This is a genomic window from Corynebacterium variabile, assembly GCF_006539825.1.
Taxonomy (GTDB): Bacteria; Actinomycetota; Actinomycetes; order Mycobacteriales; family Mycobacteriaceae; genus Corynebacterium; species Corynebacterium variabile.
Window position 1 is genome coordinate 1 of the sequence record NZ_BJNT01000014.1, and the last position, 16,140, is coordinate 16,140.

14 protein-coding genes and 4 tRNA genes are annotated in these 16,140 nt (G+C 67.6%); 11 read left to right on the plus strand and 7 right to left on the minus strand.

The genetic code is table 11. The annotated features are described in order from the left end of the window. Window positions 1-74: 74 nt before the first annotated feature. Together CVA01_RS08960 and CVA01_RS08965 are read right to left on the minus strand one after the other, a co-directional pair. On the minus strand, window positions 75-2,162 hold the full coding sequence (locus tag CVA01_RS08960; protein ID WP_141330173.1) for an NADPH-dependent 2,4-dienoyl-CoA reductase: 2,088 nt from the start codon (window positions 2,160-2,162) through the stop codon (window positions 75-77). A 1-nt stretch (window position 2,163) separates the two neighbouring features. Continuing rightward, on the minus strand, window positions 2,164-2,712 hold the full coding sequence (locus tag CVA01_RS08965; protein ID WP_041630064.1) for a PadR family transcriptional regulator: 549 nt from the start codon (window positions 2,710-2,712) through the stop codon (window positions 2,164-2,166). Between the two features lie 98 nt (window positions 2,713-2,810). On the opposite strand from CVA01_RS08965, the gene CVA01_RS08970 reads away from it, so the two are divergent. The 3 genes from CVA01_RS08970 (at window position 2,811) to CVA01_RS08980 (ending at window position 6,272) form a co-directional block, all read left to right on the plus strand. Then, on the plus strand, window positions 2,811-4,712 hold the full coding sequence (locus CVA01_RS08970; RefSeq protein ID WP_141330175.1) for a DUF294 nucleotidyltransferase-like domain-containing protein: 1,902 nt from the start codon (window positions 2,811-2,813) through the stop codon (window positions 4,710-4,712). Beyond that, window positions 4,712-5,356 carry an exonuclease domain-containing protein gene (locus tag CVA01_RS08975; protein WP_141330177.1) on the plus strand — a complete coding sequence of 215 codons (645 nt, stop codon included), beginning with the start codon at window positions 4,712-4,714 and terminating at the stop codon, window positions 5,354-5,356. Before CVA01_RS08970 ends, CVA01_RS08975 begins: the two co-directional genes overlap by 1 nt. A 109-nt stretch (window positions 5,357-5,465) precedes the next feature. Next, a complete protein-coding gene (locus CVA01_RS08980) occupies window positions 5,466-6,272 on the plus strand; it encodes a fumarylacetoacetate hydrolase family protein (RefSeq protein ID WP_141330179.1) in 807 nt (268 codons plus the stop codon). A gap of 81 nt (window positions 6,273-6,353) precedes the next feature. Here CVA01_RS08980 and CVA01_RS08985 read toward each other — a convergent pair whose 3' ends face one another. The 3 genes from CVA01_RS08985 to CVA01_RS08995 form a co-directional block, all read right to left on the minus strand. Further along, window positions 6,354-6,650 (minus strand): hypothetical protein, encoded by a 297-nt coding sequence (locus CVA01_RS08985; protein WP_141330181.1) that lies wholly within the window; start codon window positions 6,648-6,650, stop codon window positions 6,354-6,356. Window positions 6,651-6,889: 239 nt separating this feature from the next. Continuing rightward, window positions 6,890-8,032: an isochorismate synthase gene (locus tag CVA01_RS08990; protein ID WP_141330183.1), complete on the minus strand. Its 1,143-nt coding sequence runs from the start codon at window positions 8,030-8,032 to the stop codon at window positions 6,890-6,892. Window positions 8,033-8,080: 48 nt separating this feature from the next. Beyond that, complete coding sequence (locus CVA01_RS08995) at window positions 8,081-8,827, minus strand: SDR family oxidoreductase (protein WP_073884535.1); 747 nt, start codon at window positions 8,825-8,827, stop codon at window positions 8,081-8,083. 79 nt (window positions 8,828-8,906) lie between these two features. Between CVA01_RS08995 and CVA01_RS09000 the strand changes: the two genes are divergently transcribed. Beyond that, window positions 8,907-10,226 (plus strand): hypothetical protein, encoded by a 1,320-nt coding sequence (locus CVA01_RS09000; protein WP_307723362.1) that lies wholly within the window; start codon window positions 8,907-8,909, stop codon window positions 10,224-10,226. Between the two features lie 12 nt (window positions 10,227-10,238). Here the strand turns inward: CVA01_RS09000 and CVA01_RS09005 are convergent, their stop codons facing one another. Further along, window positions 10,239-11,264 carry an alcohol dehydrogenase catalytic domain-containing protein gene (locus CVA01_RS09005; RefSeq protein WP_141330185.1) on the minus strand — a complete coding sequence of 342 codons (1,026 nt, stop codon included), beginning with the start codon at window positions 11,262-11,264 and terminating at the stop codon, window positions 10,239-10,241. A 95-nt stretch (window positions 11,265-11,359) separates the two neighbouring features. Here CVA01_RS09005 and CVA01_RS09010 point away from each other — a divergent pair, with 95 nt between their 5' ends. From CVA01_RS09010 to CVA01_RS09040, 7 genes are all read left to right on the plus strand, one after another. Continuing rightward, window positions 11,360-12,115 carry a TIM barrel protein gene (locus CVA01_RS09010; RefSeq protein ID WP_141330187.1) on the plus strand — a complete coding sequence of 252 codons (756 nt, stop codon included), beginning with the start codon at window positions 11,360-11,362 and terminating at the stop codon, window positions 12,113-12,115. A gap of 11 nt (window positions 12,116-12,126) precedes the next feature. Then, window positions 12,127-13,620, plus strand: a complete 1,494-nt coding sequence (gene gltX, locus CVA01_RS09015; protein ID WP_141330189.1) for a glutamate--tRNA ligase — start codon at window positions 12,127-12,129, stop codon at window positions 13,618-13,620. Between the two features lie 123 nt (window positions 13,621-13,743). Continuing rightward, window positions 13,744-13,815: transfer RNA gene (locus CVA01_RS09020), tRNA-Gln, on the plus strand. A 32-nt stretch (window positions 13,816-13,847) separates the two neighbouring features. Next, window positions 13,848-13,923, plus strand: a tRNA-Glu gene (locus CVA01_RS09025). A gap of 29 nt (window positions 13,924-13,952) precedes the next feature. Next, window positions 13,953-14,024: transfer RNA gene (locus tag CVA01_RS09030), tRNA-Gln, on the plus strand. 36 nt (window positions 14,025-14,060) lie between these two features. After that, window positions 14,061-14,136: transfer RNA gene (locus tag CVA01_RS09035), tRNA-Glu, on the plus strand. A 95-nt stretch (window positions 14,137-14,231) separates the two neighbouring features. After that, entirely contained in the window at window positions 14,232-15,056 is an 825-nt protein-coding gene (locus CVA01_RS09040; protein WP_073884503.1) for a histidine phosphatase family protein, read from the plus strand. Here CVA01_RS09040 and CVA01_RS09045 read toward each other — a convergent pair. Continuing rightward, complete coding sequence (locus tag CVA01_RS09045) at window positions 15,040-16,035, minus strand: winged helix DNA-binding domain-containing protein (protein ID WP_141330191.1); 996 nt, start codon at window positions 16,033-16,035, stop codon at window positions 15,040-15,042. The two genes, CVA01_RS09040 and CVA01_RS09045, sit on opposite strands and share 17 nt — an antisense overlap. Window positions 16,036-16,140 lie beyond the last annotated feature (105 nt).

The window sequence follows — 16,140 nt, forward strand, 5'->3', positions numbered from 1 at the left end:
GCGCCTCCACACATCCCCACACAGAAAGACCCGGCGTCCCTGCTGTTGAGACAACAGGGACGACCGGGGTACAGCTACGCGATCTTCGCCGCAGCCTCCGTGCCCTGCCGGATGGCGCGCTTGGCGTCCAGCTCCGCGGCCAGATCAGCACCACCGACGATCGTGACGTCAATGCCGGCGGCCTTCAGCGGCTCGGCGAGCTCCTTCACCGACTCCTGACCCGTGCACAGCACGATGTTGTCGACCTCGATGACACGGCGCTCCTTCAGCTCCTTCGAGATGACCCGGCCCTTCTTGTCCTTCTTCTCCTCGTAGAAGGCGAGGTGCAGGCCGGCGTCATCGATCTTCTCGTAGGTCGCGCCACTGATCTGCTCGACCTTCTTCCCTTTCACCGCGGCCTTGTGGACCCACCCGGTGGTCTTGCCCAGCGACTTACCCTGGCGGGACGCCTTGCGCTGCACCATGTACACCTCACGCAGCGGAGCCTCCGGGCGGGGCTTCGTGAGGAAGCCGGGAGTCTCCAGATCCTCGGTCACACCCCACTCCTGCTCCCACTCCTTGAGGTTCAGTGACGGGGAATCCACACCACCCGGGGTGGTGAGGAACTCGGAGACGTCGAAGCCGATACCGCCGGCACCGAGGACGGCGACGCGGTGGCCGATCTCGCGTTCACCGAGGACCGCCTGGGCGTAGGTCATCACCGAGGGATGGTCCACACCGTCGATCTCCGGGATACGGGGCGTCACACCGGTGGCCAGGATGACCTGGTCGAAACCGCCGTCGACCAGATCAGACACCGACGCCCGGGTGTTCAGTCGGACATCCACGCCGCGGACCTCAAGCTGTGTCCGGAAGTACCGGATGGAGTCGTGGAACTCTTCCTTGCCGGGGATCCGGGCGGCGATGGCGAACTGGCCGCCGACATGGTCACGGGATTCGAACAGGGTCACCTTGTGGCCCTTCTCCGCGGCAGACACCGCCGCCGACAGTCCCGCCGGGCCCGCACCGATGACCGCGACCTTCTTCGCCGAGCGGGTGGGGGAGAGCACCAGCGTCGTCTCCCGGCCGGCCCGGGGGTTCACCAGGCAGGTGACCTTCTTGCCGACGAAGGCGTGGTCCAGGCAGGCCTGGTTGCAGCCGATGCAGGTGTTGATCTCCCCGGACCTGCCCTGCGACGCCTTGTTCATGAACGCCGGATCGGCGAGGAAGGGTCGGGCCATCGAGACGGCGTCCACCCGGCGGTGGGTGAGAATATCCTCGGCGACCTCCGGGGTGTTGATCCGGTTCGAGGCGATGAGCGGGATCTCCACCACGTCGCGCAGACGCTCGGTGAACTTCACGAACGCGCCACGCGGCACCGAGGTGACGATGGTCGGCACTTTCGCCTCATGCCAGCCGATGTCGGTGTTGATGGCGTCCACTCCGTGGCGCTCGGCACGCTGGGCGAGCAGGGCGATCTCATCGAAAGTCTGCCCGTCCTTGACGAAATCGGCGACGGACTGACGCAGGATGACCGGGAAGTCGCGGGGCACCTGGCGTCGGATCTCGTCGATGACCTCGATGAGGAAGCGCTGCCGGTTGGTGGTCGATCCGCCCCAACGGTCGGTGCGGTCGTTGGTGTGGGGCGCCAGGAACTGGTTGATGAGGTAGCCCTCGCCGCCCATGATCTCCACGGCGTCGTACCCGGCCTTGCGTGCCAGTCGCGCCGCCCTGCCGTAGGAGCGGATGGTGTACCGGATCATGCGGTCGGTCATCCGGATGTGCTTGAAGGGGTGGATCGGCGAGGGTTCGGAACCCGGCGCGGCCTTGAACGGGGTCACACCGTAGCGTCCGGCGTGGAGGATCTGCATGGCGATCAGTCCGCCGGCCTCGTGGACCTTCCCGGTGATCCGGCGGTGGTGCAGGACAGACAGCGGGGTCGCCATGCGTCCGCCCAGCGGCATGAGGTCACCGGAGCGGGTCGGGGTGATGCCACCGGTGATGATGAGGCCCACCCCGCCGCGGGCGCGCTCGGCGTAGAACTCGCCGAGCTCGTCGGCGTGCCAGATGCGCTCCTCCATGCCGGTGTGCATCGACCCCATGACCGAGCGGTTGGGAAGGGTGATGCCGCCGATGTCCAGCGGACGGAACAGGTTCGGGAAGGGGGCGGTGGTGTCAGTCATCTCAACTCTTCTCAAGGGTCTCGAGTACCTCGTCGCACCAGGCGACGAATCCTTCCTCCATGCGGATGCCGCCGCGCAGGACGAGGTACTGGTGCAGTCGTCGGCCGGTCAGGGCCGTGGGGTCGGATGTGGCCTCAGGGAACTGGGTGACCGCGTAGCCGCGGTACAGGGACAGTCGTTCGGCGTGGACGGTGCGGTGGTGCCGGACGTCGGTCAGGACGTCGGCGAGGTCGCCGTGTTCGGCGCCGCGCAGTTTCACACCCAGGCTGTCCCGCAGGGTGGGGACGGCGGAGGGTTCGGCGATCCAGGACGCCAGGGCGTCCTCCCCGGTGGGGGAGAGGGTGTAGATCTTCTTGTCCGGACGTCCCTGCTGGGGGACGTCCTCGCAGGTCACCAGGCCACCGTCATGCAGGCGGGACAGGGTGCGGTAGATCTGCTGACGGGTCGCCGGCCAGAAGTGGCCCAGAGACGTCGAGAACTGCCGGCTCAGCTCGTAGCCGGTGCCGGGTCGTTCCGCCAGGGAGATCATGATCGCGTGGTCCAACGCCATGTGCAGTACTGTAACTGTCGTCACACCGTGATGTGCAACTTGTTGCCTATACCCCCGGTGCGGGGGTACATGTTCCACCGGCAACGTACTGTGAGCTCATGAGTGTGGAACTCGACGAAATCCGCCGCTTCCTCGCAGAACAGGAACCCTTCGCCCACCTGCCGGAGGCTGACCTCGACGCGCTGCCGGCGAAGATGACGATGACCTACGTCCGGCGTGGCGATCCGGTCATCACCTCAGGCCATCACAACGACCACCTGTTCATCGTCCGCTCCGGAGCGGTGGATGTCACCGACGATTCCGGGGTCCTGCTCGACCGCCGCGGCACCGGCGACTCCTTCGGTTACTCGGCGATGCTCGGCGGTGGGCATTCCGGGACCCACGGCCCGTCGCGCTACACGATGGTCGCCGTGGAGGACAGTCTACTGCTCACCCTGCCCGGCGCGGACCTGCTCGAACTCGTCGAGCGCAATCCCGATGTCGCCCGCTACTACGCGGGGCTCTCGGTGCGCATCCGGGCGGACGCCGACCGACTCCGTCAACGCACCGGCACCGATGTCCTGCGCCGCACCATCTCCGACCTGGATCACCACCGCCGGGACCTGGTCACGGTCGAGGCCGACGTCACCGTCGCCGAGGCTGCCGCGCTGATGGGGGAGCAGCGGGTCTCCTGCCTGCCGGTCGTGGACAGCACAGCGGGCGGACGCCGCCTCGTGGGCATCATCACCGACCGCGACCTGCGTAGCCGCGTCCTCGCCGTCGGGGTGGACGCCGGCGTGCCGGTCCGTCAGATCATGACCCCCGACCCGGTGTCCGTCGAGCCGGAGGTCACCGTCTTCGAGGCGATGCTGCGGATGAGTGACCTGCACATCCACCACCTGCCGGTCACCGATGCGTCGCAGGGCGGCGTGCTGGTCGGCATCCTCGCCGCGTCCGACGTCATGCGCACCATGCGCAATGACCCGATCTACCTCACCGCCGATCTCGCCAAGGCGACAACCGACGACCAGATGAAACGCATCGTCGACGATGCCGCGACGATGGCTGCGGGGTTCATCGAGCGCGGCGCTTCGCCGGAGGAGGTCTGCGAACTGCTCACCGTCGGGCTGGATTCCCTGGCCCGCCGGCTCCTCACGCTCGCCGAGGAGGAGCTCGGCCCGCCGCCGGTGCCCTACGGCTTCGCCGTCGTGGGGTCGCAGGGACGCCGGGCCGTCGGTTTCGCCTCCGACCAGGACAACTGCCTGGTGCTCTCCGACGACTACGACGAGGACGCCCACGGCGGGTACTTCGCTGCGCTGTCGGCCCGGGTGTGCGACGGGCTGGCCGCGGCCGGTCAGGTGTACTGCCCCGGCGACATGATGGCCTCGAACCCGGCATGGCGGATGACGGTGGGGCAGTGGGCGGACATGTTCCATACCTGGGTCACGGCCCCGGACCCGGATGCGCTGCTCTACGCCCAGACCTTCTTCGACATGCGTGTCGTCCACGGCTCCCGTGACCTGGTCGAGCAGGTGCACCGCTCAGCGGTCGCCTCGGCCAAGGGATCGGGACGTCTGCATGCCCAGCTTGCGGCCCTGGCGGTGCGTCGGGAACCGCCGCTGGGGGTCTTCCGTGGCCTGGTGGTGCGCCGGGGCGGCGACTACGCCAACACCCTCGACGTGAAGAAGGGAGGGATCGCCGCCATCGTCCAGATCGCGCGGCTCTACGCCCTCGTCGCCGGGTCACCGGTGGTGGAGACCGGCCAACGTCTCGCCGCGGCGGCACAGGCCGGCGTCGTCTCCGCGAAGGGGGCACGGGACCTCACCGATGCCTTCGGGGTGCTCAAGGGTCTGTCACTGCGTCATCAGGCGCGGCAGTTGCGCACCGGGGAGACCACCGACTACGCCGTGAGCCCTGATCTCCTCGGTCGGCTCGAGCGGGAGAACCTGCGGGATGCCTTCGGGATCATCAAGTCGATCCAGTCCGCCCTGACCACCGCCTATCCGGTGCGGAGTACGTGATGGGGTTCCTGCGGCGCCGACGCCGCGTCGACCTGTCCTCACCGGCGCCGGACACCCCGGTGGGGTCGGTGCCGCTGCTCGCCGTCGACGTGGAGACCACCGGGCTGGACCCGAAGAGGGACCGGCTGCTGTCGATCGGGTGGGTGCCGCTCGACGGCCGGGTGATCGACCTGTCGGGTGCGCGGGAGGTCATCCTGCGCGACACGGTCGACCATGACGCCGGTGTGGGGGAGTCGGCGACCCTTCACGGGCTCACCGATGACACGGTGGCAACCGGGATTCCGGCCGGTGAGGCGCTCGGAGAACTGCTCGAGGCGATCCGGGGGCGGGCGCTGCTGGCCCATTTCGCGGTGATGGAGACCGGCTTCCTCGACGCGGTGTGCCGCCGGGAACTCGGTCTGCGGTTCGAGGTCCCTGTGGTGGACACCCTGGACCTGGAACGACGCCACATGGAGCGGATGGGCACCTACCCCCGCGGTGAGGACCTGCGCCTGCCCCGGGTGCGGCAGCGGTACGGACTGCCGTACTACGGCAACCACCGGGCGGTCACCGATGCGCTGGCGTGCGCCGAGCTCTACCTCGCGCTGACGGCAGGCGGGGAGGGGGCGCGGAAGTTCACCACACTGCGCTCCACGCAGGTGTGATGTTCATCACCTGAAGTTCCCATGTTATGGGCATTTGTGTGTCCATTAATGCCGTATCAGGGGCGGTCGGTGGGTGACAGTCAGGACACCCTCTGTAGTGTGTCATTACATGCGTATCTCCCGAATTGCACACCCCGAAGGCATGGCCTTCGCAGTCGTGGAAGGGGGCCAGCCGGACGGCACAGGTGCGACCTGCCGCGAGATCGCGGGTCACCCCTTCGGCGAGCCCGAGTTCACCGGCCGCAGCTGGCCGTTCGAGGATGTCCGGCTGCTCGCCCCCATCCTCCCGTCCAAGGTTGTCGCCGTCGGCCGTAACTACGCCGACCACGTCAAGGAGGTCTTCAAGAAGTCCGCGGAGCACCTGCCCCCGACGATCTTCATCAAGCCCCCGACAGCCGTCGTCGGCCCGCAGGCACCGATCCGCATCCCGGAGTGGGCCACCCGCGTCGAGTTCGAGGGTGAGCTCGCCATCGTCATCGGCAAGCCCTGCAAGGACGTCAAGCGCGACGACTGGAAGTCTGTCGTCCTCGGCTTCACCATCGTCAACGACGTCTCCTCCCGTGACCTGCAGTTCGCTGACGGCCAGTGGGCACGCGCCAAGGGCCTGGACTCCTTCTGCCCGCTGGGCCCGTGGATCGAGACCGACCTGGATTTCGCCGAGCTCGACAACCTGCCGATCAAGGCGCACCTCACCCACGACGGTGCCACCGAGACCAAGCAGGATTCGAACTCCGACCAGATGATCAAGTCCATCCCGGAGATCGTCGAGTGGGTGTCCTCCGCGTTCACCCTGCTGCCCGGCGACGTCATCTGCACCGGTTCCCCGGCCGGTACCGCCGAGATGGTCCCCGGTGACTCGATCGACGTCGAGATCCCCGGCCTCGGCCACCTGGTCAACCCGATCGAGCGCTACTAGAAGTTCCGGCGCACAGAAGGACGCCCCGACCTCCACCGGGAGGTCGGGGCGTCCGTCGTCGCTACTGCGTTGGCGGAAGTATCAGGGGAACTTCGGCAGCTGGATGTTCAGCGCGTTGCTGAGGCCGTAGACGGCGGTGATGATGCCGATGACCGCGGAGATGTTGCTGATGGTCTTGAACGGGTCGTCGTTGCTTGCGAAGGAACCGAGGGGGCTGTCCTCGCCGGCCAGGCTGGAGAGGAGCTCCGAGTTGCCGGTGCTCTCCGAGGAGAGGGCGGGGAGGGAACCGTCCGCGTCCTGGGCGGAGGCGACGGCGGCGCCACCGAAGGCGACGGTGGAGGCGGTGGCGACGGCGAGGATGCTCTTACGGAGCTTCATGGATGTGTCCTTGTCAGCAGGTGTCTGATGGTCGACCGATCGTCGACCGGCCCGGCGTCTGTGACGCCTTCCGACCATGCTTCTGGCTGCTGATCCGGAACGTCGATTACATAACCAGTGGTCAAGTCTTACGACTGGATGCAGAGGTTTCCGGGGGTGAATCATGGGGTGAAACTAACCCAGGGAAATTTCCAGGAAGCTATGAGTTCAGTACGGAAATCCCGGTTCTCCGGGGACGCCTACACCGCGCGCAGCGCGGCCGGCACATTGAGTGCGCGCAGTGCGGTCTGCAGTTTCGCGGTGGTCTCCGCAGTCTCTGCCGCCGCCGAGGAATTCGCCACGATCCCGCCACCGGCCCATGCCCGGGCACCCGCCCCGGCGACCTCGGCACAGCGGATGGAGACCATGTACTCGCCGTCTCCGTCGGCCCGGCACCAGCCGACGAAACCGGCGTAGAAGTCCCGCGGCTCCTCGACCTCGTCGATGATCCCGAGGGCCTCATGGGTGGGGTACCCGCCGACCGCCGGGGTGGGGTGCAGCATGAGAGCCAGATCCAGGGCGGAGGGGCCGTCCTCCGGCACCGTGCCCTGGATCCGTGTGCCCAGGTGCCACATCTCGTTGGTCTGGATCAGCTCCGGGCGGTCCGGGACCGACAGCTCCGTGCAGACCTGGGACAGGACCCGCTCATAGTGGTCGGTGACCCAGCGATGCTCTGAGAGGTCCTTGACCGAGTCCTGCAGCATCCGGCCGACCGTCACATCGGCGTCCCGGTCACGCAGTCGCGCCGCCGAGCCCGCCAGAGGCAGCGCCTCCACGGTGGTGCCGCGGCGTCGGATCAGCAGTTCGGGGGAGGAGCCCACGAGCATGGTGCCCTTGTCGTCATGGCGTCCGGTCGCGCCCAGGTCCACGGCGAAGCCGTCCCGGCGGGCGGAGAGATCAATCATCCGGGCCGCGATGAGCAGCGGGTCGACCTCCTCGGCGAACTCGACGTCGACCGCGCGGGCCAGCACCACCTTCTCCAGGGTGGAGTTCTGGATCGTGGCGATCGCCGCCGCCGCCGTGGTCTGGTGCTCCTCGCTGGTGGTCAGCGGGGTCACCGAGAGGACCTCGGCCTTCTGTCCGGCGTCCAGACCGCGGTAGTGCGCCGGCGGCTCCAGCGGCCCCTCGGATTCGGTGATGACCTCCGGGACGGTCAGTGCCGCCCGGTTGGCGGTGTCGAAGGGGACCGCGCCGACGATGAGCCCGGCGTCCCCGTTGCGCAGTGCAGTCGCGGCCTCGAACGGATCCGGCCAGTTCGCCCTGGTTCCGCGCGTGCGCAGGCTCCCGGAGGAGCGCGACAACAGGAAGTCCGGGGCGGTCGCGGGGCGGTCGAGGTAGGTCACGCAGATAACCGTACCCAGCGGCAACGGGTGACAGAAATCACGTCGACGTTATCCCCGCCCCAGATAGGGCATACCTGCCGCGGTGACGGTCACCGCGTCCACGCTGATATCCGCCGGCAGGTCTGCGACGGTGACGAGCAGCCGGGCTGCCTCGGCGGCGTCGAACATCGGCTCGGTGGAGCTGAACGTCGACAGCAGCTCCGTGCGGGCATTGCCGATGTCCAGTTCGGTCGCGGTGATGCCGAGGTCACGGCCGTCGAGCGCGGTGGAGACCGTGAGGGACGCCACGGCGGCTTTCGATGCGGCGTAGGCGGCCACCCCGGCCCGTGGGGCATGGGCGGCGATGGAGCCGTTGTTGATGATCCGGCCACCGCCGTGGGACGCCATCCAGGCGAAGGCCTCCCGGGTGCACAGGAAGGTGCCGAGGGTGTTGGTGCGCAGGGTGTGCTCGAAAGCCTCCGCATCCACCCCGTCGATCCGTCCGGTGGGGCCCGGAGTGCCGGCATTGTTGACCAGCACGTCGAGGCGGCCGTAGCGGTCGGTGACGGTGCGGACCGCATCGACGACCGAGGTCTCGTCGGTGACGTCGCAGACCACTGCGGAGTGCGGCTGCGGGCTGTTGTCGGCGGCACTGGCCGCGGCGCAGGCGGTGACCGTCTCACTCAGCGAGGACAGCGTGCGACCCAGGGCGGCGACCGTCCAGCCGTCACGGGCGAGGGCGGTGGAGAAGGCGCGGCCCAGGCCACCGCCGGCTCCGGTGACCACGGCGACGCGGGAGGGGTTCGGGGAGTTCATGGGGTCGATCGTACGTCGGCTCTCGAACACTGGGCAGTATGTGCCGGATGCTGTCGTGCGGTCACTCTACGATGGGGTAATGCATGACGACGTGGTGGAGGAACCGCGTCCTACCGAGGGAGAGAACATGACGAAGGATCAGGGCACGGTTGTTCCGGTGCTCACACTGGCGACGGAGGAGACCCACGTCCCTGACGTGCTGGCTGAGGGGCCGTTGACCGCGGAGAAGCTCACGGAACTGAGGACCGTGCTGGCGGTGATGGCGGACCACCCTGTCACGACCCTCGAGATCCGCCCGATGCCGGAGACGGTGCCCCAGAGCTCCGGAATCTCGCTCAACGCGGTGAGCCCGCTCGCTACGCACCTGTCCAAGCTCATCAGGGATTCGGCGAAGAACTCGTCGACGGTGGCTACGGCGACATCGTCCGGGGAGAACATCTACCGGATGGTCGTCCCGGCGAAGGTCGCGGCCCAGTTCGGCACGGGAGTCGTGAAGCCGATGACGGTGAAAGGTGTGGAGGGAGGCATCCGCAGTGCACTCGTCGGTGCCAAAGGGATCACCGCTCACGCGACGTTCGTCCCGGTGAAGACGGCGACGAAGGGTGCCGCAGCAGGGGCGGCACTCACCGTCGCAGGGCCGCTGGTCCTCATGGCCGTGGCCGCAGGTGCTGCGGCGAACGCAGAGGCGCAGCAGCGCCAGGCACTGGAGAAGATCACCACGCTCCTGGAGGAACTGAAACAGGAGAAACTCGATGATGAGCGGAGCGACCTCAAGGGCTCCGCCGGAGCGGTGAAGAAAGCTGCGGCCATTCTCCTGGACCGCGGAGAGGTCGGTCATTCCCTGGGACTGGATTCCGCCGTCCACACCATCGACAAGGAACTCAGCAGAACCGAGGACCGGCTCGGTAAGTGGCGTGACGCACTCCGGAGGCTTCCGGAGGACAAGGGCGTGGAGCTGTCCGCATTGAAGGCGTTCTCCGGCGTCGCAGGGAAGGGCGGTCAGTTCCGCACCCACCTGGAGATCGCGACTCTGGCGATCGCACTGAAGCGGCGGGTGATCGTCCTGCAGGCCGTTGAGCACGCCCAGGCGTCGGAGGGGAATGGCTTCGAGAGGTTCTCGCGGGAACTGAAGACGGACCAGGAGCGTATCGACGAGCTGGAGTCCGGGATCAACGACGTCCTCCTCCGCCTGTCGTCTCTGCAGATCAAACGACAGAGTGGCTTCCGGTCTCCGGTGTTCACCGGTGCCGAGGTCGACACGCTGATGAAACAGGCCCACCGGATCCACAGTCTCGGGAAGCAGGTCGAGCACCGGGACGGCACCCCGGACGTCGCGATCGACATCGCCCGTCGACGGGACGGTTCGGTGACCGTGCTTCCGGCGGTCGCCGCCGGGTAAGACGCAGCGTTCTCAGATCTCCAGCAGGATCTTGGAGCCTTCCCCTGCGGTGAGGTCCTCCACTGCGTCCAGAAGCTCGCTGGCCGGGCGGACCTCCACCCACCCGTCGGTGGGGTAGTGGCCCTGGGCCATCGCGTCGATGACCTCGCGGAAGTCAGCCATGGAGTAGGCGTAGGTGTGCAGGATCGAGCGTTCGCGGGCGAGCAGGGCCATGGTCGGGTTGAAGGCGAACTCCCGGGTGTGGATCGCCACGACCACCATCCGGCCGCGCAGGCCCAGCAGTCGCAGGACAGCGCTGAAGGCGGGGGCGGACCCGGCGGCGTCGAAGCCGACGGTCGGACGCCCCGGGCCGACCAGGGCCCGCACCTGCGCCGAGAAGCCGGACGCGGTGGCGTCCACCACCTGTGCGCCGAGGGCCTCGGCGACCTCCCGGCGCTCGGTCGAGGGTTCGGAGATGACGACCTTCTCCACTCCCTGCGCCCGCAGCGCGAAGAACAGTCCCAGACCGATCGGTCCGGCGCCGGCGATCACCACGGCGTCCTCCGGGGTGACCTCGGCGAGGCGGACCGCGTGCCAGGCCACCGCCATCGGTTCCACCAGGGCGCCCAGGTGCAGGTCCACGGATTCCGGCAGCGGGAAGACACAGCGCTGCGGGACGGTGACCGAGCTGCTCAGGCCACCGGGCAGGTCCGTGGGCCGCTCACAGCACTCCTCCATGCCACGGGTGCAGGCCTCGCACTCCCCGCAGTAGGCGAAGGGGAAGACCGCCACCCGGTCGCCGACGGAAACGCCGGTGACCCCCTCGCCGAGTTCCTCGACGGTGCCGGAGAACTCGTGGCCGACGGGCATGGCGAGGTTGCCGTCGGCGTCGTGGCGCAGGACGTAGCCGGAGGTCTCCGGATTCTCGATGAGGTGAATGTCGGAGCCGCAGATGCCGTTGAACGCTGGCCGGATGCGGACCTCGCCGGTGCCCGGGGAGACCGGGGTGAGGTCGTCGAAGCGGACGTCGTGGGCACCGTGGACGGTGGTGGTGTACATGGAAATGCTCCTCGGTGGGGGACAGAGTGGCTGAAAGCAGATTCAGTTTCAGAGACTAACGGAAATTCCGGCACGGCAGTGCCAGACTGGGCGGAATGACACCCGCCCCGGACGCCTACTGCACCGCGATCAACTGCTCCGTCGGCCGACCGCCCGGCGACCCGGACTTCGACCGGGCAACGGCCCTCGGTATCGACCGCATCGAACTGTGGTGGCTCTGGACCACACCCGAGCCCACCGGCACCCAGGTCGACGACCTCGTCGAGGAGCTGACGCGGCGGAAACTCACCCTCGTCGCCCTGAACTTCTGGGGAGGGGACCTGCACGTCGGGGAACGCGGCGTCCTTCACCGGGAACCGCTGAGCCGACGCCACCTGGACGCGCACGCCCGCCTCGCGGGCAGGACCGGCACAGGACTGTTCAACCTCCTCGTCGGACGCGACGGGCGGCAGATCACCGACACGCAGCGCCAACGGATCACCGCCGTCGCGGAGTCCGTGACCGGCCGGCAGCTGGGGACAGTGCTCATCGAACCCAGCCGCAGTCCGGAACCCGGTCCCACCGACTACCCGTTGCAGACCATCACCGACGCCCACGACATCATCGACACCACCCCGGGAACAGGTCTGCTCGCCGACTTCTGGCATCTCGCCGGGACCGTCGGGGACGAGGGGATCACCGCCTGGTTCGACGACCTGCGCCGGAGCAGGCGACTGCCGGCCCATGTCCAACTCGCCGACGACCCCGGCCGCGGCGCACCGGGGACCGGGATTCTGCCACTGGACACCTGGCTCCGTGATCTGGAGGCGGTGGGCTACACCGGCGAGGTCGCGGGGGAGTGGATGTGGTGAAATAGACGGTTATGAGTGACATTCGCGTCCGTTTCTGCCCGTCGCCGACCGGGACCCCGCACGTCGGCATGGTGCGCACCGCACTGTTCAACTGGGCCTACGCCCGCCACACCGGCGGCAAGCTGGTCTTCCGCATCGAGGACACCGACGCCGCCCGCGACTCCGAGGAGTCCTACCAGGCCATCGTCGACTCGCTGAGCTGGCTCGGCATGAGCTGGGACGAGGGCGTGGACCCGGTGGGCGGCCCGCACGCCCCGTACCGCCAGTCACAGCGTATGGACATCTACGCCGATGTCCTGCAGAAGCTCAAGGACGCCGGAGAGGTCTACCCGGCCTACTCCACCGCCGAAGAGGTCGAGGAGCGGCACAAGGCCGCCGGCCGCGACCCCAAGCTCGGTTACGACAACTACGACCGCGAGCTCACGGACGAGCAGATCGCAGCCTTCGAGGCTGAGGGACGCAAGCCGGTCTGGCGACTGCGCATGCCGCAGAAGACCTGGACCTGGAACGATCTCGTCCGTGGCGAGGTCAGCGTCGAAGCCGCGAACGTCCCGGACTTCGTCGTCGCCCGCTCCAACGGTGCCCCGCTGTACACCCTGGTCAACCCGGTCGACGACGCGCTGATGCAGATCACCCACGTGCTGCGCGGCGAGGACCTGCTGCCGTCCACCCCGCGTCAGCTCGCCCTCTACGAGGCGCTGGAGCGCATCGGTGTCGCCTCGTTCACCCCGGAGTTCGGCCACCTGCCGTTCGTCATGGGTGAGGGCAACAAGAAGCTGTCGAAGCGCGACCCGGAGTCCAACCTCTTCAACCACCGGGACGCCGGCGTCATCCCCGAGGGCATGATCAACTACCTGTCCCTGCTGGGCTGGTCCCTGTCCGCCGACCAGGACATCTTCAGCGTCGACGACCTGGTCGCGAACTTCGACGTCGCCGACGTGAAGCCGAACCCGGCCCGTTTCGACCAGAAGAAGCTCGAGGCGATCAACGCCGACCACATCCGCCTCCTGGAGCCGGCGGACTTTGCGACGCGCCTGCGCAGCTACCTGGAGGAGTACCGGGGCTTCCCGGCGGACTACCCGGCCGACAAGTTCGCCTTCGCCGCCGACCTGGTCCAGACCCGCATCAAGATGCTCGGTGACGCCGACGGTCTGCTGCGCTTCCTCATCACCGCGGACGCCGACCTGGAGCTGAACCCCAAGGCCGCGAAGAAGAACCTCAAGGAGGACGCCGTCGAGGTGCTCGACGCGGCCATCGAGGAGCTGGAGGCACTGGGCGAGGACGAGTTCGTCACCGCCACCATCGAGGCGAAGGTCGGTGGCCGGCTCATCGAGGCCATGGAGCTCAAGCCCCGCAAGGCCTACGGTGCGCTGCGGGTCGCCGTGACCGGCGAGCAGGTCTCCCCGCCGCTGTTCGAGTCCATGGAGCTGCTGGGCCGCGAGTCCACCCTCGCGCGACTGCGCGCGGCCCGGGCGGTCACCCCGTTCGTGGCACCTGAGCAGTAGGGGAAGCTCCGGAGGACGGGGGCTACCTGCAGGTTTGCGCCCTGTCGGGGCGCGGGTTACAGTAGTCCCCGTTGCACGGCAGGGGGCACCGGTTCACGGAGTCTTCTTTACCGTCGTAATGATTGGCCTATGGTGTAATTGGCAACACAGCGGTTTCTGGTACCGTCGTTCTAGGTTCGAGTCCTGGTAGGCCAGCTGAAAAGCTGGAATTCATTCTTCTTTTCACTGCTCCGTTCGTCTAGCGGCCTAGGACGCTGGCCTCTCACGCCGGTAACACGGGTTCAAATCCCGTACGGAGTACCATGCGTTCTTTCACGAGGATGCTTTGTTTTTGGCCTATGGTGTAATTGGCAACACAGCGGTTTCTGGTACCGTCGTTCTAGGTTCGAGTCCTGGTAGGCCAGCGGAAATACTCTTTTCGCGGTATTTCAACTGTATATGCTCCGTTCGTCTAGCGGCCTAGGACGCTGGCCTCTCACGCCGGTAACACGGGTTCAAATCCCGTACGGAGTACCACTGAAGAAAGTCCCGTTCCACACTGTCCCCGGACAGAATGGAACGGGACTTTCCGCATGCGACGCCTCCGGTCCGATCGGTCTACTCTGGGGCGCATGACCATGCCCAGGAATCTGGTCCTAGTCCGACACGGACAGAGTGAGGCCAATGTCATCCAGAAACGCGACAAGGCCGGTGACCAGCGACTCTTCACCGAGGCGACGATGCTCGTCGCTGACCGGTCCTGGCGCCTCACCGAGGCCGGGGTGGCACAGGCGAAGACCGCAGGGCAGTGGATCCGGGAGAACATCGACACCTTCGACCGGTGCATCACCTCACCGTTCGTCCGGACACGGGAGACGGCGGCGACCCTCGGCATCCCGGGCGCGTCCTGGGAGGAGAACCGTGTCGTCCGGGAACGGTCCTGGGGTGAGATCTCCCCGCTGCCGAGGGCGGTCTTCGAGGAGCAGTACTCCCACAACGCCCTCCTCAAACGGAAGGACCCGCTGTACTGGGCACCGCCGGCCGGTGAGTCGATCGCCGAGGTCGCCGAGAACCGGGTGCGTAACCTGCTGAGCACCCTGCACCGGGAGAGTGAGCACCAGAACGTCCTCGTGGTCTCCCACGGCGACTTCATGTGGTCCACGCGGCTGGTCCTGGAACGGTGGAGCGACGAAGAGTTCCTCCGGAACGACAAAGACCCCACAATGACCATCCACAACTGCTCGGTGGTGCACTACACGCGCATCAACCCGGAGACGGGCGAGGTGGAGCCGAAGATCCGGTGGGTGCGGTTCGCCCACCCGCGCCGTGACCCGGAGACCGGGGAGTGGCACATGCACGTCCAGGCATGGAAGTCCTTCGAGCGCCGCTACCTCACCAACGAAGAGCTTCTGGCGAAGGCGGAGGAGCAGGCGAGGATCCTCACCGCCGGGCAGTGACCACGCCCGCCCGCAGGACGCTGGGATGGACCAGTCCGTTCTTCGTCGGGCCGACCTCGGCGGTGACATCCGGGGTGATGATGTCGGAGCGGTCCGTGTAGGCCATGAGGTACTCGTCGAAGGCGGGCAGGGGGATGTCCGCGTGTTCCGGGGAGACGGCGTCCGCCAGTTCTGCGTCGGTGACGTCCACCTGCCAATCGCCCAGATACATCGTGCGACCGTCGGCGGCGGATGCCTCGATCACGGCCCCGGCGGCCACGGCCAGCGCCGTACCCTTCTTCGCGTCCGTGACGGTCAGTCCGGTCCACCAGGCGAAGTCCTTCACTGTCGCCGGGCCACGTGAGCGGAAGTAGCGGGTGGCCAGTGCTCCCAGGGCATCCTCCCCGGTGAGGTCGACAGGATCACTGACGGCAGCGTCGTGGAGGACGAAAGTCTCCTCCCTGCCGGCAGGGACGCCCTGGATGATGTCGCCTTCGCCACCGAAGTGGCGGAGCATGTGCGGGCCACGTCCACCGTCGGGGTCCACGCCGGCGTCCCGGAGGGCCCCGTAGCACTGTGTCCGGGTCAGGGAGGTGCCGTCGACGAGGGCGGCCAGCAGGGCCGTGCGGCCCAGGTCGACATCGGCGTCGGTGAGCCCCAGGAGTCCGCGGCGCTTCGCTGAGGCGCGCTGGACGCGTGGCGAGCACAGCAGGGTGATCCAGCGGACGTCCCTGGCGGGCAGATAGTGGTGCGTGCCGCGCTGGGACCAGCTGCGCACCACACCGGCCGCGGACAGGTCGGCAGGGGAGAGGGAGTCTGCGCCGGTGCGCAGGGCGAGTGCTTCGCGGCCGGCGGCGGCGTTCTGGGCCTGCACGGCGGTGAGCCAGGTCGCGGTCTCCGCCAGTGAGTCCAGGGGCGGTCGGGCCGCTGACGGCGACAGCAGCTGGGCGATGAGCCGGCGGGCGCGGAGGCCCGTGGTGTCGCTGAAGGAAATGGACATACTGTGAGGCTACGGCAACGCCTGAGACGAGGTATCTGAGCATGTCAGAGCCTATTTCTTCGGTTGATTAGGAGATCTGCGCGGCGTTTCTGTATAGTTCAACGC

Coding starts and splice junctions, on each gene's coding strand:
- CVA01_RS08960 (WP_141330173.1), bottom strand. CDS start 2,162: ATGACTGACACCACCGCCCCCTTCCCGAACCTGTTCCGTCCGCTGGAC.
- CVA01_RS08965 (WP_041630064.1), bottom strand. CDS start 2,712: ATGGCGTTGGACCACGCGATCATGATCTCCCTGGCGGAACGACCCGGC.
- CVA01_RS08970 (WP_141330175.1), top strand. CDS start 2,811: ATGAGTGTGGAACTCGACGAAATCCGCCGCTTCCTCGCAGAACAGGAA.
- CVA01_RS08975 (WP_141330177.1), top strand. CDS start 4,712: ATGGGGTTCCTGCGGCGCCGACGCCGCGTCGACCTGTCCTCACCGGCG.
- CVA01_RS08980 (WP_141330179.1), top strand. CDS start 5,466: ATGCGTATCTCCCGAATTGCACACCCCGAAGGCATGGCCTTCGCAGTC.
- CVA01_RS08985 (WP_141330181.1), bottom strand. CDS start 6,650: ATGAAGCTCCGTAAGAGCATCCTCGCCGTCGCCACCGCCTCCACCGTC.
- CVA01_RS08995 (WP_073884535.1), bottom strand. CDS start 8,827: ATGAACTCCCCGAACCCCTCCCGCGTCGCCGTGGTCACCGGAGCCGGC.
- CVA01_RS09000 (WP_307723362.1), top strand. CDS start 8,907: ATGCATGACGACGTGGTGGAGGAACCGCGTCCTACCGAGGGAGAGAAC.
- CVA01_RS09005 (WP_141330185.1), bottom strand. CDS start 11,264: ATGTACACCACCACCGTCCACGGTGCCCACGACGTCCGCTTCGACGAC.
- CVA01_RS09010 (WP_141330187.1), top strand. CDS start 11,360: ATGACACCCGCCCCGGACGCCTACTGCACCGCGATCAACTGCTCCGTC.
- gltX (WP_141330189.1), top strand. CDS start 12,127: ATGAGTGACATTCGCGTCCGTTTCTGCCCGTCGCCGACCGGGACCCCG.
- CVA01_RS09040 (WP_073884503.1), top strand. CDS start 14,232: ATGACCATGCCCAGGAATCTGGTCCTAGTCCGACACGGACAGAGTGAG.
- CVA01_RS09045 (WP_141330191.1), bottom strand. CDS start 16,035: ATGTCCATTTCCTTCAGCGACACCACGGGCCTCCGCGCCCGCCGGCTC.